The sequence below is a fragment of the Micavibrio sp. TMED2 genome, from assembly GCA_002168225.1.
Classification (GTDB): Bacteria; Pseudomonadota; Alphaproteobacteria; order TMED2; family TMED2; genus TMED2.
The window spans coordinates 575098-590034 of sequence record NHBH01000009.1 but is presented as its reverse complement, the minus strand read 5'-3'; the positions used below and the strand labels follow the sequence as shown (position 1 = coordinate 590034).

Annotated in this window: 14 protein-coding genes; 9 read left to right on the top strand and 5 right to left on the bottom strand. The window is 57.4% G+C overall.

Going from position 1 to position 14937, the window contains the following annotated elements; all coding sequences use genetic code 11:
* Positions 1-144 precede the first annotated feature (144 nt).
* From CBB62_14420 to CBB62_14400, 5 genes are all read left to right on the top strand, one after another.
* The gene (locus CBB62_14420; protein OUT39557.1) at positions 145-1161 is read left to right on the top strand and encodes a sulfonate ABC transporter substrate-binding protein; all 1017 of its coding nucleotides are present in this window, start codon (positions 145-147) and stop codon (positions 1159-1161) included.
* Positions 1162-1382: 221 nt separating this feature from the next.
* Positions 1383-2222, top strand: a complete 840-nt coding sequence (locus tag CBB62_14415) for an ABC transporter permease (protein ID OUT39556.1) — start codon at positions 1383-1385, stop codon at positions 2220-2222.
* Between the two features lie 29 nt (positions 2223-2251).
* Entirely contained in the window at positions 2252-3058 is an 807-nt protein-coding gene (locus CBB62_14410; protein ID OUT39555.1) for a hypothetical protein, read from the top strand.
* Positions 3036-3548, top strand: a complete 513-nt coding sequence (locus tag CBB62_14405; GenBank protein OUT39554.1) for a peroxiredoxin — start codon at positions 3036-3038, stop codon at positions 3546-3548. Before CBB62_14410 ends, CBB62_14405 begins: the two co-directional genes overlap by 23 nt.
* A 167-nt stretch (positions 3549-3715) precedes the next feature.
* Complete coding sequence (locus CBB62_14400) at positions 3716-5524, top strand: hypothetical protein (protein OUT39553.1); 1809 nt, start codon at positions 3716-3718, stop codon at positions 5522-5524.
* 60 nt (positions 5525-5584) lie between these two features.
* Here CBB62_14400 and CBB62_14395 read toward each other — a convergent pair whose 3' ends face one another.
* On the bottom strand, positions 5585-6520 hold the full coding sequence (locus tag CBB62_14395) for a branched-chain amino acid aminotransferase (GenBank protein ID OUT39552.1): 936 nt from the start codon (positions 6518-6520) through the stop codon (positions 5585-5587).
* A 77-nt stretch (positions 6521-6597) separates the two neighbouring features.
* Between CBB62_14395 and CBB62_14390 the strand changes: the two genes are divergently transcribed.
* The 4 genes from CBB62_14390 to CBB62_14375 are packed head-to-tail and all read left to right on the top strand — an operon-like array spanning position 6598 to position 10591.
* Positions 6598-7131, top strand: coding sequence for a MarR family transcriptional regulator (locus CBB62_14390; protein ID OUT39551.1), 534 nt, complete (start codon positions 6598-6600; stop codon positions 7129-7131).
* 12 nt (positions 7132-7143) lie between these two features.
* Complete coding sequence (locus CBB62_14385; protein ID OUT39550.1) at positions 7144-7881, top strand: DNA-binding response regulator; 738 nt, start codon at positions 7144-7146, stop codon at positions 7879-7881.
* On the top strand, positions 7859-9328 hold the full coding sequence (locus CBB62_14380) for a two-component sensor histidine kinase (GenBank protein OUT39549.1): 1470 nt from the start codon (positions 7859-7861) through the stop codon (positions 9326-9328). Before CBB62_14385 ends, CBB62_14380 begins: the two co-directional genes overlap by 23 nt.
* Before the next feature lie 45 nt (positions 9329-9373).
* Positions 9374-10591: a hypothetical protein gene (locus CBB62_14375; GenBank protein OUT39548.1), complete on the top strand. Its 1218-nt coding sequence runs from the start codon at positions 9374-9376 to the stop codon at positions 10589-10591.
* Positions 10592-10637: 46 nt separating this feature from the next.
* Here the strand turns inward: CBB62_14375 and CBB62_14370 are convergent, their stop codons facing one another.
* From CBB62_14370 to CBB62_14355, 4 genes are all read right to left on the bottom strand, one after another.
* Positions 10638-11327, bottom strand: coding sequence for an orotate phosphoribosyltransferase (locus CBB62_14370; protein OUT39547.1), 690 nt, complete (start codon positions 11325-11327; stop codon positions 10638-10640).
* A gap of 139 nt (positions 11328-11466) precedes the next feature.
* On the bottom strand, positions 11467-12852 hold the full coding sequence (locus CBB62_14365) for a C4-dicarboxylate ABC transporter (protein ID OUT39546.1): 1386 nt from the start codon (positions 12850-12852) through the stop codon (positions 11467-11469).
* A gap of 101 nt (positions 12853-12953) precedes the next feature.
* A complete protein-coding gene (locus tag CBB62_14360) occupies positions 12954-13544 on the bottom strand; it encodes a hypothetical protein (GenBank protein OUT39839.1) in 591 nt (196 codons plus the stop codon).
* 137 nt (positions 13545-13681) lie between these two features.
* Complete coding sequence (locus tag CBB62_14355) at positions 13682-14761, bottom strand: C4-dicarboxylate ABC transporter (GenBank protein OUT39545.1); 1080 nt, start codon at positions 14759-14761, stop codon at positions 13682-13684.
* Positions 14762-14937 lie beyond the last annotated feature (176 nt).

The following is a 14937-nucleotide window of genomic DNA, read 5'->3' as shown; positions in this document are numbered from 1 at the left end:
AAGCTGTGGCGGGTTTTTTTATGCCCACCACGGCTTCCCGATTGAAACTGGTAACATTGGCCAGTGTGAATGAGGGATAGTCGTCGAAAGCATAAAGGCCCGCCGTCTCAATTTTGAAACGCATCAGAGACGGAGCCACATCCAATGTCACTTCTTACCAAAGCAACCACCTTTTCACGCCGCGCGGCCCTTGGCCTGCTAGGTGCCGCTACCCTGCTGCCCGCCATCGGTGGTCATAACGCCCATGCAGCGGACCTCAAGCAGATCACCGTCGACTGGGCCTATTACAACCCGGTCAGCCTGATCCTCAAGGACCAGAAACTGCTCGAGAAAGAGTTCGCCGATGATGGCATCAGCATCCGCTGGGTCCAAAGCCATGGCTCGAACAAGGCGATCGAGTTCCTGAACTCACGCAGTGCCGATTTTGCCTCCACCGCCGGTTCCGCCGCCCTGTTGGCCAAGATCAACGGCAGCCCGATCAACGCGATCTATGTCTATTCCAAGCCCGAATGGACCGCGCTCGTCACCAACAAGGACAGCGATATCCAGACGGTCGAGGACCTGAAGGGCAAGAGCGTTGCTGTCACCCGCGGTACCGATCCTTACATCTTCCTGCTGCGCGCGCTCGCCAATCATGGTCTGAGCGAGAGCGACATCAAACCGGTCCTGCTGCAGCATGCCGATGGCGGCAATGCGCTCAAACGTGGACAGGTTGATGCCTGGGCCGGTCTTGACCCGATGATGGCTGCCCAAGAGCTGAAGGATGGCGTTCGCCTGTTCTTCCGCGACCCGGACCTCAACACCTATGGCTTCCTCAACACCCGAACCGCCTTTGCCGAGGCTCATCCAGACATCGTCAACCGCGTGCTGAAAATCTATGAAGAAGCCCGTCAATACGCGCTCGATAACCCGACCGTTCTGCGTGACACCCTGGCGAAGGCTGCCCGCCTCGAGCCGGAAGTTGCCGAGCGTCAGATTGAGCGCACCGATCTGAGCAATCCGTTCATCGGCGACATTCACGCGCAACACATCACCGCTGCCGGTGTTGCCCTGCAAAACGCAGGCATCATTGAAGAAGGTGTCGATGTTGCGGCCAATGTGAACGCCCTGATCGACCGTCAGTTTGTGAAGCCTTTCGTCGACAAGGCCGCGTCAAACTAAGCAACCGAACCGGAACCGGCCGCGCCCTCCCCATCACGACCTCCACCACGGGCGCGGTCGGCTTTCCATCCACCGGAGCAGATCAAAGACCACAGCAAGTCATTGCAGAGAAGGCTGGAACCGGCGCAAACTCGCAGCTTCAGCTTTACCTGGAATGACAGGCCAAGCATCCGGAACAGAAAGTAAAAGGCTTGAGCAAAGGCTTGAAAGGTAACAGGAAGATGAGTTCGATTGCTGCTGACAATGCGCTGACCGGCGCTGAAACCCGCAAGAAGACCGGCTTTCGCATCCCGTCCTTCCGCTGGATTGAACCGCTGCTGCTGCCGGTACTGATCGCGGCACTCTGGGAAGGGGCGGCAAATTGGGGCTGGATCGATGCCCTGCTGCTGCCACCGCCAAGTGCGGTTGCCGACGAGATTGCCTATCTCTGGGAGAATCAGGACCTCGACATGCATGTACTGGCAACCGTCTGGCGGGTTGCGGTCGGCTTTGCCGCCGGTGCCGTGGCCGCCACGGTTCTGGGCGCCATCACCGGCTATGCGCCGCGTGCCTTCAATGCCATCGACCCGACCATTCAGGCCCTGCGGTCGATCCCGTCAATCGCTTGGGTACCGCTGTTCATCCTGTGGTTCGGTATCTTTGAAGCGCCGAAAGTCCTGCTGATTGCCGTCGGTGCGTTCTTCCCGGTCTATCTCGGTCTGTCCACCGCCATTCATGGTGCTGACCGGAAGCTGGTTGAGGTTGGCCGGGTTTACCGCCTGTCTGCATTTGCCATGATCTGGCGCATCCTGCTGCCGAGCGCACTGCCATCCTATATCACCGGCCTGCGCAACGGCCTTGCCCTCGGCTGGATGTTCGTGGTTGCCGCCGAATTCATGGGGGCCAGCGAGGGCCTCGGCTTCCTGCTGATTGACGGTCAGATGACCGGTCGTGCCCAGACCATCATTGCCGCCATCTTCCTCTTCGCCTGCCTTGGAAAGGCCTCGGATTGGCTGCTTGCCGGCCTCAGCCGCCCCCTATTGTCGTGGCAGGATGATTTCCAGTCCGCCAAAGGGCGCTGAACAGATTTACTTCGTGAAGGACCAGAAAAATGAGCCTCCTCATCTCCGGCGTCAGCCGCCAGTTCAACCTCGATAAAGGCCGCACGGTACAGGCCCTCAAGGGCATCGACCTTGCCGTGGCACCAGGCGAATTTATCTGCCTGCTCGGCGGCAGCGGTTGCGGCAAGAGCACCCTGCTCCGCCTGATCGCTGGCCTCGACCAGCCGACCACCGGCAATCTCAGCCTCGACGGCACCGCCATCAACCGGCCACGGGACGAGGTCGGCATCGTGTTTCAGGAACCGCGCCTGCTGCCATGGCGGCGGGTGACCGAGAATGTCGGCTTCGGCCTCAAGGGCGTGGACAAGGAAACCCGCTCGACCCGCATTCAGGCGATCCTCGATGAGGTCGGCCTCGGCGACAAGGGCAAGTCATGGCCACGCCAGCTGTCCGGTGGTCAGGCCCAGCGTGCCGCCATCGCCCGCGCGCTGGTACAGGCACCGGAACTGCTGCTGCTCGACGAGCCGTTTTCTGCCGTTGACGCCCTGACCCGCGCCGATCTGCATGAATTGCTGCTCGGCCTGTGGAAGGAGCATGAATTCACCACCATCATGGTGACCCATGATATCGACGAGGCACTGGCCCTTGCCGACCGGATCGTGGTAATGGGCGCCAATCCGGGTCGGATCGTTGGCGAGGTTATGGTCAGCCAGCGCCGTCCCCGCAACCCGAGTGCACCGGGGCAGCAACAGCTTCGTCGCACCATTCTCGACATGCTGGCCCAGGGCAGTGCCCGGAACAGCCAGACCGATACGGCAACATCAGGAGATAAAGATGCAGTCCGACGCGTTGCGTGAGCTACAGGCTCCGCTGAAATCACAATACAAGGATGATCCCGACAGCGCGGTCATCACCCTGAAAGCCGATGGCGAGCTCGACAGCGACAAGATCGTCTGCAAGATCGACACCGGCAAGGCACTGGTGGAAGCCGGCCTGCACCCGGCAACCGGCGGTAATGGCCTCAGCGCCTGCTCCGGCGATATGCTGCTCGAAGCGCTCGTCGCCTGTGCCGGTGTGACCCTGAAGGCCGTTGCCACCGCGCTCGACCTGCCGGTCAAGGGCGGCAAGGTGAAGGCTGAAGGTGACCTCGACTTCCGCGGTACCCTCGGCGTGGACAAGGAAGCCCCGGTTGGTTTCCGCGATATTCGCCTGACCTTTGAACTCGACACCACCGCCGATGATGAGCAGATCGCGACCCTGCTGAAACTGACCGAGCGCTATTGCGTGGTGCTCCAGACCCTGCAGGCTGGCCTGACCATCGACAGCAAGATCACGGTCGCCGCATAAGGCTGAAGGCTATTCATTACGATAAAACTGAACCAGCCGGTCCGGGCGACACTCCCGAACCGGCTTTTTCATGCCTGCTGTTTCATCTTCAATATCAACGGTGTCGCTATGTTCATCACCGGCGAGAGGCTGTATGATCAACGGATGCCACCGGTGCAGGAGATATAATGGCGCGGCTTTGCTTTTCTGATGCCCATATGGGAAATGGTCTGCTGACCAATACTCATATCAGCGGCTGGATGCAGGATATCGGCAAGGAACTGGTGTCGCTCGACCTCATGTCGCCCGCCCTTGCCGCACATACCGATTTTGCTAGCGAAAACACCCATATCAACAGCGGCGGGTTGAGCTTCAATCCCAACGGGCTGGTCGATGGCATCACCTATAATTTCTACCCGGCGCAATCCGATCCGCGACTGGTACGGATCACCCAAGGACGGGCTGCTGAACGTTGCGGCGCGCTGCCGGTATTCAATAGCGTGAACAAGGCACTCAACGGGATCGACGGGCTGGCCTTTGATTCCTATCTCGCCTTCGGTCAGAAGCGGTTCGATGGGCCGGTCTTCTATAAAAGCTATTTCACCGTCACACCGAATGACGCGACCGGCGCATTCGACAAGCTGGCAGCGGTGATCGCTGGAACCGATGGCACGCCGTTCAGCAAACCGACCGGCAGCCTGCTGCAGTCCCTTGAGCAGCACAGCAAATGCGACGCGTTTGGGATCAATGTCTATGACGGCGAGTCAGAGATCAAAATCTACCTCGTGGATTACAGTGGCTTTGATACGGTTTGGCTGGCGGACACCCTGCGCTATCCTGAGATATCCGGCGTCAGTGACACGGAGTGTCAGCGGTTCCACGATCTTGACCGGCGCTTCAATGATGTCGGATTCTATGCCGTGGGGTTGCTGCCCGATTTCCACACCGATACCACCCAGACCCGTATCTACTATTTCAAGGATGACGGCATTCAGCCGCAGGAACTGACCGGGTTGCTCACCGATCTCGCCCGACCGGAATACCGGGATCGGATCACGACCATGCTCGGCACATTGGAGGCGGCCTCCATGCGGGTCTGGCACCTGCGGATCGCCCCGACCCTGCGCGGTTCAAGCCTGGGCGGGGTTTTGTCGGTGGGTGGCATCAGTGCGGAATCCGCCTCGAAAGGCATCCTCGCACAGTTTGTGAAGCGCATGACTGTCATCACCGAAAACGGCGAGCAAATGTCATGCAGCGCGGATCAGGACAGCGAACAGTTCTACCGCACGCTCTGTGGCGCCGGGCAGGCCGGGCTGATCTGGGATGTGGACATTGCGATTGAGCCGAAACCGGCCACCCATGCGATTTTCCGCAATACGGAGCCGCTGCCGCTGGATCGGCTCGACGGCATACTCGACTTCTTCCTGAAGCGTGACGACAACCTGCCGGAAGGCTGCATCGTGCGTCTCGACAAGACCGCGCAACAGATTGAGAATATTCATCTTATCTACAACTCAAACCAACCCAAGGCCGAGCGGCAGAATATCCTGATCGGCACGGATATTATCCCGCTCGACCGCAAGGTGCCGAATTTCCGGGCGCAGGATGATGTGGAATATTACGGGCGGGACGACTTCTTCATGATCCCCTGCGTGGTCTATGCCGGACGCAGGAACCTAGCCCGGATCATTGAGCTGGCACAGGATGCCGCCGGGTTCATGGCAGCGCATGATCTCGATTACTACCAGAATATCGATGTGGTGAAATCAGCGCCTCTGGATCGGAGCCGCCCGCATTGGCCCAACCATAATGACGAGCCATTCACCACCTCGCTGGAATTGGTCGCCATGGTGCATAAGAGCCAACGGGCGCTGGCCGACCAGCTCCATGACAAACTTCTCGCCTTCACCCGTGCTGCAGCCGCCCATGGCGGGCGCCCATACCGCACCACATGGCATGACGAGGCGATCTACGACACGCCTGCCAAAACCGCATAAAAAAGAGCCGGGCGAAACCATGCCACCCGGCTCAAAATCAGATCAGGTCTTATAGCGCGCTCAGGCGGTCGCCACTGCCGGATGCTCGACGGCACCAAGGGTGCTGACGTCACCTAGTGGTGAGCGATTGACCAGATTGGCATAATCATCGATCAGCATCTGGCAGACCGCACCGGGAGTAAAGGTCATGGTGTCGATCACGCCCACCGGGGTAACCTCGGCTGCGGTACCGGTCAGGAAGATTTCAGATGCCTGGGCAATCTCGTCCGGCATGATCGCGCGCTCGACCACCTCAAGACCACGATATTTCGCAATATCGATCACCGTGCGGCGCGTAATGCCGTCGAGGAAGCAATCGGGCTTTGGCGTATGCAGCTTGCCGTCAGGCATGACGAAGAAGATATTGGCACCGGTTGCCTCTGATACCTGACCGCGATAGTCGAGCATCAGCGCATCATGGAAGCCTTCACGCTCTGCCGCATGTTTGGACAGGGTGCAGATCATGTACAGGCCAGCCGCCTTGGCATTTACCGGGGCACAATCCGGTGCCGGGCGGTGCCATGGGCTGGTCTTCAGCTTGATGCCCTGCATGCGGGCAGCAGGGTCGAAATAGCTCGGCCATTCCCACGCGGCAATCGCGAGGTGGATGGTGTTCTTCTGGGCTGACACACCCATCATTTCCGAACCGCGCCAGGCCACCGGCCGCACATAGCCGTCAACGATCCCGGCCTTGGCGATGACTTCCTTACAGGCAGCATCGATTTCAGCGACTGAATACGGAATTTTCATGTCCATAATCTCAGCCGATTTGACCAGACGCTCACTGTGTTCGGTCAATTTGAAGATTTCACCGCTATAAACGCGTTCGCCTTCGAAGACGGAACTGCCATAATGGAGCGCATGTGAGAGCACATGCACTTTGGTATCGCGCCATGGCACCATCTGGCCGTTCATCCAGATATGGCCGTCCCGATCGTCAAATGAAACTAATGACATGGTTTTTGTTTCCAGTTTGTTATTTTATGTCTCTCTTATGGTCTAATCGAGTAACATTCACCTAGAAAACTGTCAACATGACTGACATATCTTCCCCAGCCGATCCCCTCTTCCTCCGTGAGGAAAATCTGCGTCGTGGCATCGAGATGATGTTCTTCGCCTACCGTGACTTTACCGGTAAACCCGATGAAATTCTTGCGGAAATTGGTTTGGGTCGCGCGCATCACCGGGCACTCTATTTTATCGGCCGGAATCCCGGCATCAATGTGACAGAGCTGCTATCGATTCTACGCATAACTAAGCAATCCCTGTCACGGGTGCTGTCGGAGCTGGTGCGTCAGGATTTCGTTGAACAAAAAACCGGGATTCATGACCGGCGGTTGCGACTGCTGCACCTGACCGACAAAGGCAGGGATCTGGAGCGACGGTTGACCGCTGTGCAGAAGCAACGGTTTGCCGAGGCCTTCAGCGCTGCTGGTGCCGATGCGGTCGAGGGTTTCCGCAAGGTTCTGCTCGGCATCATTGCCGATGATGACCGGATGCGCTTCGATGAGGAGCGTGCCCCGGCAGAGATGCTGGACAAAACCCGGACCGCAGCGGGTAATCGCTGATAAGATGTGCGGATGGAACGCGCCGTGACCGATATTGCTGACATCCCCCATATCCTCGTTGTCGATGACGATACCCGCCTGCGCAAGCTGCTGAGTCGCTATCTGGGCGAGAACGGCTTTCGCGTCACTACGGCAGAGAGCGCCGAACAGGCACGGCGAAAATTCGAGGGGCTGAGCTTTGACCTCGCGGTGCTGGATGTGATGATGCCCGGCGAGGATGGTACCGAACTGACCCGTTCGATCCGACAGGCGAAAGACCTGTCCCCGGCGCATCAGGATTTGCCGATCCTGCTGTTGACCGCACGTGCCGAACCGGAAGACCGGATCGATGGCCTCGAGGCCGGTGCCGATGATTACCTGCCCAAGCCGTTTGAGCCGAAGGAACTGCTGCTGCGCATCCACTCGATCCTGCGCCGCGCAGCACCGGTCATCGAGGTCAAGCAGGCCGTGGAAGGACCACTGAAGATCGGCCCGTGGGTGTTCAACCCGGAGCGGGAGGAACTGATCGGCGATACCGAGACGGTCCGCCTGACCCAGGCCGAAACCAGATTGCTGAAGGCACTGGCCAGAACGCCGGGGGAGATTGTCACCCGCGATGATCTGACCGATGGCAGCGATCTGGCCGGCAATACCCGCACCATTGATGTTCAGATGAACCGCCTGCGCCGTAAGGTCGAGATCGACCCGCGCAACCCGCGCCATCTGATGACCGTGAGGGGAGAAGGCTATGTCCTCCGCCCAGGCGACTAACGATCCTACAGCGCAAAAGAGTAAGAGCCCGAGCCGACCTGCGTCTGCTTCAGGCGTAACCGGTCAAACGGAGCAGCAACGCGACTACAGCTATTATGAGCATGCTATCAGCGCACGTCGTCGCTCACGCAGTCTGATCAAAAAGCTGTTGCCGCGCACATTGTTCGGGCGCTCCCTGATGATCATCGTAACACCGGTTGTGCTGGTCCAGCTAATCGCCACCGTGGTTTTCTACAATCGTCATTGGGACACGATTTCCGAACGACTGTCCAAGGCCGTGGCCGGGGAAATTGCTCTCGTGCTCGGTGAGTTGGAGCGGGACAACAGCCCGGAGAACCGTGCCCGACTGTTCGACCTGACGGCGGATACGACTGCCCTGCTGATTTCCTTTGAGGAAGGGGCAACCCTCGACCCGACCCGACCACGGGAGTGGTGGGACCCCTATCTCCGGCGCTGGCTTACCCGTTCCCTGTCCGAACGCATCCCGCATCCGTTCCGGGTTGATCCATGGTTTGCCAAGGATTGGGTCGAGATCGGCATCCAGCTGGATAATGGTGTGCTGCGTGTCATCGCCCCGCTCCGGCGCTTTTTCAGCTCGACGATTTACGTCTTCATGATCTGGATGATCGGCTCGTCAATCCTGCTGTTCTCGATCGCCATTGTGTTCATGCGCAACCAGATACGCCCGATCCGCCGCCTTGCCTCGGCAGCAGAAGCGTTCGGCAAAGGCCGTGATCAGGAACAGCCGTTCAAGCCGGAAGGCGCCGATGAGGTTCGACAGGCTGGCCTTGCCTTTCTGGTCATGCGTGACCGCCTGACCCGCCAGATCGAACAGCGCACCGCCATGCTGGCCGGTGTCTCCCATGATTTGCGCACGCCGCTGACCCGGATGAAGCTGCAGCTTGCCATGATGGAGAGCGATGAGGAGACCACAGACCTGCAGACCGATCTGGCCGAAATGGAAACCATGCTTGAGGGCTATCTTGCCTTCGCCCGTGGCGAGGCTGGTGAGGAAACACAGCCGACCGACCTGTCAGTGCTGCTCGGCACAATCATCAGCGACTGCCGCCGGGAGGGCGCAAGCATCACCGCCGATCTGCAGTCCGGCATTATCCTGCCCGTACGCCCGGTTGCCATGCGCCGGGCCCTGACCAATCTGATCACCAATGCCGGGCGCTACAGCAAACAGTGCTGGGTCGCCATGCAGGAAGGCGATCACCGGGTGATCATCACGGTTGACGATGACGGCCCCGGTATCCCCGAAGACAAGCATGAGGAAGTGTTCAAGCCGTTCTTCCGGCTCGATCCGTCCCGGAATGTGGAAACCGGTGGTGTCGGCCTCGGCCTGACCATTACCCGCGACATTGTCAGGCGGCATGGCGGTGACGTACTGCTCGGCGATAGCGAACATGGCGGCTTGCAGGTAACCGTTATCTTACCGCTCTGACCCCATATTCAGATTTTCTTAAGCAGCCACCGGCATTCTGGCCAGATGGCACTTTCGGATTCGCTCATTGCAGGACATACTGACGCCCGGACCACATTATGGGATGGCGACAGTATGCTCGGATACCGGATCACGATCTTCCGCCTGTACGGTTTTTACGTTCATGTGGATGTGAGCTGGTTCATCCTGTCGATCCTCATCATGTGGACACTGGCGGTTAATTACTTCCCTTCCGCCTATCCCGGCCTCGACAACCAGCTGTACTGGCAGATGGGCGTCCTCGGCCTGCTGGGCCTCTGCTTCTCCATCATCATGCACGAGATCGGCCACGCCCTTGTTGCCAAGTATTTCCAGATGCAGATTGGCGATATCACGCTATGGATCTTCGGCGGTGTCGCGGACATGCAGGAAGAACGCAGCGTGCCCAAGCATGAGTTGCTGATGGCACTCGCCGGTCCGGCAATGTCAGTTATATTGGCCTTCGTCTTCTTCATCAGTTTTGATGTCATCGGCGGCTATGAGCAACAGACCGTGTTCAGCACACTGGTTGCCTATTTGATGGTCGTGAACATCGCCCTTGCCCTGTTTAATATGATCCCGGCTTTTCCGCTCGATGGCGGTCGGGTGCTGCGCGCCCTGCTCTGGTATTGGCGGCACGACCGCCTCTGGGCCACCCGCATGGCCAGCCATGCCGGATCGCTGCTGGCCTTCGGTATCGGGATATTCGCCACGGTTCAGGTCATGCACGGCCATGTGCTCGGCGGCTTATGGGCCTTTCTGATCGCGGTGTTTATTACCAATGCTGCAGGCTCCAGCGTCCGGGACGCCACCACCTATTACCTGTTCACCGGCCATCCGGTCAGCCGTTATATGCGCAATAATGTGGTCACCGTCTCGCCCGACACCACGATCGAGGAATTTGTCGACAGCTATGTCTACCAGCACTATCTGAAGACCTTTCCGGTGCTGAAGGACAATCATCTGGTCGGGCAGATTTCGGTGGATTCAATTCACGGTACCGACCGGCGGCAATGGCCGTGGAAGACGGTCAGCGACTATCTCACGCCGATCACGCCGGACGTGATTATCGACCCGCAGACCGATGCTGCCGATGCCATTGAGCGGATGCGCCAATCCGGCGAGGCCAATCTGATCGTCATGCAGGAGCAGGAGTTTGTCGGCCTGGTCTCCATGCGCGACCTGCTGCAGCTGCTGTCCATGAAAATGCGGCTTGAGCCGGAAATCACCAGCCCAAGCCGCTAAATGCCTGACGGCTATCGCCGGTCAGATAGTCACGTCAGATAATCAATCAGTCCTTCTTGCCGCCATGGGCATCGGACCAGCCAACCGGATTTTTGAGGTAATCCTCGACCACCTGAACGGTTTTGCTCGGCAGCCATTTGTCATCGCGCGCAACCTTGAGCACATCCCACCATGTGGTCAGCGAATGCAGGCGCAGCTGCAGCTCGGCCATGGTATCGAGGCTGGCATCGAAAATGCCGTAATGGAAGATGACAAAGGTATCATTCACCTCGGCACCGGCCTTGCGCAGCGCCTCGACAAACCGGACCTTGGAACCGCCATCGGTGGTCAGATCCTCAACCAGCAGAGTACGGGCACCTTCGGCCAGATCACCCTCGATCTGCGCCATGCGGCCAAAGCCCTTCGGCTCCTTGCGCACATAGCACATGGGCAGGTCGAGGCGATCAGCCAGCCAGGCGGCAAACGGGATACCCGCGGTCTCGCCACCGGCGATGCAATCAATGCTCTCGACACCGATCTCGCGCACCAGATTGGCCAGCGCGAAATCCATCAGCAGGCGCCGGGCACGCGGGAAGGCAATAATCTTGCGGCAGTCGATATAGACCGGGCTTTTCTTGCCGGAGGTGAAGGTGAACGGCTCGTCAGCGTTAAACAGTACCGCCTCGATCTCGAGCAGCGTGCGCGCGCTCAGTTCGGCGATTTGTTGGCGGTCAGGCAATCCAGCGATAAGCGTCATTGGGGAGATGGCTTTCTAAACAGCAGGTCAGAATATGGTGACGGGAAAAGTCGCCCATGTGAAGGGGACAACCTGTCGCCAGGTTGATGCCCAAATCAGGTTTTAGTCAGGCCGGGCGGCAGGTTCAACGTCAAAGACGTTAGCCATATGCCAATTCGGGCAACCACAGCACGAGTTTCGGGAAGAAGAACACCAGCGTGATCGCCAGAAGCTGCAACAAGACGAACGGGATGATGCCCTTGTAGATGTCGACCGTGGTCACACCCGGTGGCACGACGCCCTTGAGATAGAACAGCGAGAAACCGACCGGCGGGGTCAGGAACGAGGTCTGCAGACTGACCGCAAACAACACCACGAACCAGTAGAGCTGGTCTTCCCCGGTCAGATTGAGAATCTCCAAGTCAAGGCCCGAAATAACCGGTGCCATCAGCGGCAGGAAGATCAGGGTGATTTCCAGCCAGTCGAGGAAGAAGCCAGCAAGGAAGGCAAGGAACAGGATGAACACGACAATACCAATATCCGGCAGCGGCAGACTGGTCAGCAAGTGCTCAATAAAGGAGTCGCCGCCGAGCCAGCGCATGGACAGCGCAAAGGCACTGGCGCCAAGGAAAATACCAAAGATAAAGGCGGTGGTCAGCATGGTTTGACGCCCGACCTCGTCCAGTACCTTCCAGCTTAATTTCTTGTTGGCAAGCGCCAGTATGGTGGCACCGAACGCACCGATACCAGACGCTTCCGTCGGCGTCGCGATACCGGCAAAAATTGAGCCCAGAACAGCCAGAATAAGGACAATCGGCGGAACAACAGCAAGTAGGGTTTCGCCGATCAGTTTACCGCTTATCGGCGGCAAATCCTTTGGTGCCGGAGCCAGATCAGGTTTGACGTTCGCTGCGATGAGGATATAGGCGATATAGAGCAGACCGAGCAGAACACCGGGGATCAGCGCCCCCATGAACAGGTTACCAACCGACAGCGAGAGCTGATCGGCCATGATCACCAGCATGATTGATGGCGGGATCAGAATGCCCAGCGTACCGGCGGAGGCACAGACACCCGAGGCAAATGATTTGGAATAGTTCTGCTGCAGCATGATCGGCATGGACAGAACTGCCAGCAGGACAACCGACGCACCGACAATACCGGTTGAGGCAGCCAGCAGGATGCCGATCACCACAACCGCCAGCGCCAGACCACCACGGAAGCGACCGAATACCTGAATGAACTTCTGCATCAGGTTTTCCGCAATGCCGGAGCGCTCCAGCATCAATCCCATAAAGATGAACATGGGCAGGGCAACCAGCACCCAGTTTTCCATCTGGGACCAGACACGCTGGACTATGTTCGCAAACCGCGACCAGTCATTCATGAAGTAGGTATCAAGGTCATAGAACTCTGCGCCATAGACACCGATACCGGCAAAAATGAACGACAGTCCACCGAGCAGCCAGGCCACCGGGAAACCGGTAAACAGCGTCAGAATAAACGTCGTAAGCATCACGACGACGATAATTTCATACTGTTCCATGAGATCGAATTCCGAAGGCGTAACGCCTGTAACAATGCTGAATAACAAGGCAGGCAGTCATGCCCACACATGCGGTTTAAATAAAAGACAAAGCCGATCGGTCAGCCGAACGCTCCATCCTTGTCGTGATTTATCGGGTCTTCCGGCATCTCGACTTTTGTAATACCAGCCATGGCGGCCTGTATTTCCTCGGGCGTCGCACGCCAGCCGATGATGTATGCGCAAACCCGGGTCAGACGTGAGAATGCGGCAAGGATCATCATTGCAAAACCGATGATGATGAAGCTCTTGATTGCGAAGCGATATGGCAGCCCATCAGGGGCAACCGACACTTCGTTGGATTCATAGGAATCGACAACAAACGGAACTGCATGCCACATGACAAAGACGAGAAATGGCATCAGCAGCAGCAAAATACCGAGAGCATCGATCCATGCCTTCAGTCCGGGGGGAAATTTTTCATAAAGCAGATCAATGCGGACATGTCGATCATGCACGATCGCATATGACAGGCCGATCATGAAACCGACGGCGTACATGTGCCACTGCACTTCCTCAAGCATGATCGAGCCCTGATTGAAGACATAGCGCAGTATGACCTGAAAGAGGATCACGCCGACCAAGACTATCCATATCCACGACGCAATATGGCCAATTTTGTCGAGAATGCCGTCAAGAAACCGGGAAATCATGGTCGTTGGCAGAACAAACCCGGCCGCTTCATTGGCGGCCGGGTTGTTATCTTGCGATTGACCAGTGGGTAGCTCAGCAGAAATATCAGCGGCCACTGAAGCAATCCTTCTTACTAAGGTTGAACCGGAATACTTACTTATTCAGTACCGAAGTCACGTGGCAGATAGCCGAGATTTTTCCAATCGCGGTTCTCTTCCTGGAAAGCACGCATGCTGTCGATGATCTTCTTGAACATCGGATCTTTTTCAGATTCCCGATCAAGTACAACATTGGTTGCTTCCTGCAGAGCGCTCAGAACATCTTTCGGCAGTTGAACCGCAGTCACGCCGTCATCCTGGAACTCTTTCAGGACAGCGCCTTGCAGAGCTTCAGCCCGTGAGATTGCATACATGGTACCGGCCATGCAGGTGGTCTCGATCTGTGCTTTCTGGGTATCGTCCAGCTTGTCCCAACTGTTGGTGTTCACATAGAGGAACTGGTTGGTTGAAGGCTGGTGCCAACCTGGCAGGTGATAGAATTTCGCGACCTGGCTGAAGCCCAGTTGCTTATCAACAGTTGGCAGCGAGAATTCGGTGCCATCAAGAACGCCTTTTTCAAGGGCCTGATAAAGCTCACCACCAGGAAGAACGGTCACAGAAGCGCCCATTTCCTGCATGATCTTGCCACCGAGACCGGCAGCGCGGAATTTCAGACCTTTGAACTGGTCTACACTCTCAACCGGGAACTTGAACCAACCGGCAGCTTCTGGGCTGATGGAACCGCACAGGATCGGACGAACATTGTGTGGGGCAAACAGCTCTTTCAGCAGATCGTCACCACCATGGAAGTACATCCAGGCAGCGAACTGATCGGTTTCGAGACCGAACGGGGTAGCACCGAACAGTGCAGAAGCAGGCAGTTTGCCCTGCTCATAACCCATCCATGAGTAGCCCGCGTCAATTTTACCTTCAGAAACAGCATCATAAATGCCGAGAGCCGGAACCAGCTTGTTTGGTTCAAAGACTTCAAAGGTGATGTCGCCACCGGAAACTTCGTTGATGCGCTCGGCAACCCAGGGAAGGGTATCGCCAAGAGCGGTTAGGGTAGACGCGAATGAAATCGGGACAGCCCAGCGAACTTTCTTCGCTTGAGCTTCTTGTGGTGCAACAGTCATTGCCATTGCACCGATGAGTGCAGCAGCTGCAACGCCGCCAATCAATTTACGGAAATTAACCATGAGCTATAAAGACCTCCCTGCTCTTTGGTCGACATACCAGCAACCGGACCGTCACTGGCCGACAGGATTTTTAACCGGCATTACCGGCTATAAACCTCTGTTTTTGTGATTGCTTCTGTCCCTTGTGTCTTCTTTGGTTACGTACGAGACACTTTGTACAAAAACAATTTCTTGGT

What these genes read in the sequence shown, in the direction of transcription:
- CBB62_14395 (OUT39552.1), bottom strand. Translation starts at nt 6,520, where the DNA reads ATGTCATTAGTTTCATTTGACGATCGGGACGGCCATATCTGGATGAAC.
- CBB62_14390 (OUT39551.1), top strand. Translation starts at nt 6,598, where the DNA reads ATGACTGACATATCTTCCCCAGCCGATCCCCTCTTCCTCCGTGAGGAA.
- CBB62_14375 (OUT39548.1), top strand. Translation starts at nt 9,374, where the DNA reads ATGGCACTTTCGGATTCGCTCATTGCAGGACATACTGACGCCCGGACC.
- CBB62_14410 (OUT39555.1), top strand. Translation starts at nt 2,252, where the DNA reads ATGAGCCTCCTCATCTCCGGCGTCAGCCGCCAGTTCAACCTCGATAAA.
- CBB62_14365 (OUT39546.1), bottom strand. Translation starts at nt 12,852, where the DNA reads ATGGAACAGTATGAAATTATCGTCGTCGTGATGCTTACGACGTTTATT.
- CBB62_14385 (OUT39550.1), top strand. Translation starts at nt 7,144, where the DNA reads ATGGAACGCGCCGTGACCGATATTGCTGACATCCCCCATATCCTCGTT.
- CBB62_14370 (OUT39547.1), bottom strand. Translation starts at nt 11,327, where the DNA reads ATGACGCTTATCGCTGGATTGCCTGACCGCCAACAAATCGCCGAACTG.
- CBB62_14360 (OUT39839.1), bottom strand. Translation starts at nt 13,544, where the DNA reads ATGATTTCCCGGTTTCTTGACGGCATTCTCGACAAAATTGGCCATATT.
- CBB62_14380 (OUT39549.1), top strand. Translation starts at nt 7,859, where the DNA reads ATGTCCTCCGCCCAGGCGACTAACGATCCTACAGCGCAAAAGAGTAAG.
- CBB62_14415 (OUT39556.1), top strand. Translation starts at nt 1,383, where the DNA reads ATGAGTTCGATTGCTGCTGACAATGCGCTGACCGGCGCTGAAACCCGC.
- CBB62_14355 (OUT39545.1), bottom strand. Translation starts at nt 14,761, where the DNA reads ATGGTTAATTTCCGTAAATTGATTGGCGGCGTTGCAGCTGCTGCACTC.
- CBB62_14400 (OUT39553.1), top strand. Translation starts at nt 3,716, where the DNA reads ATGGCGCGGCTTTGCTTTTCTGATGCCCATATGGGAAATGGTCTGCTG.
- CBB62_14405 (OUT39554.1), top strand. Translation starts at nt 3,036, where the DNA reads ATGCAGTCCGACGCGTTGCGTGAGCTACAGGCTCCGCTGAAATCACAA.
- CBB62_14420 (OUT39557.1), top strand. Translation starts at nt 145, where the DNA reads ATGTCACTTCTTACCAAAGCAACCACCTTTTCACGCCGCGCGGCCCTT.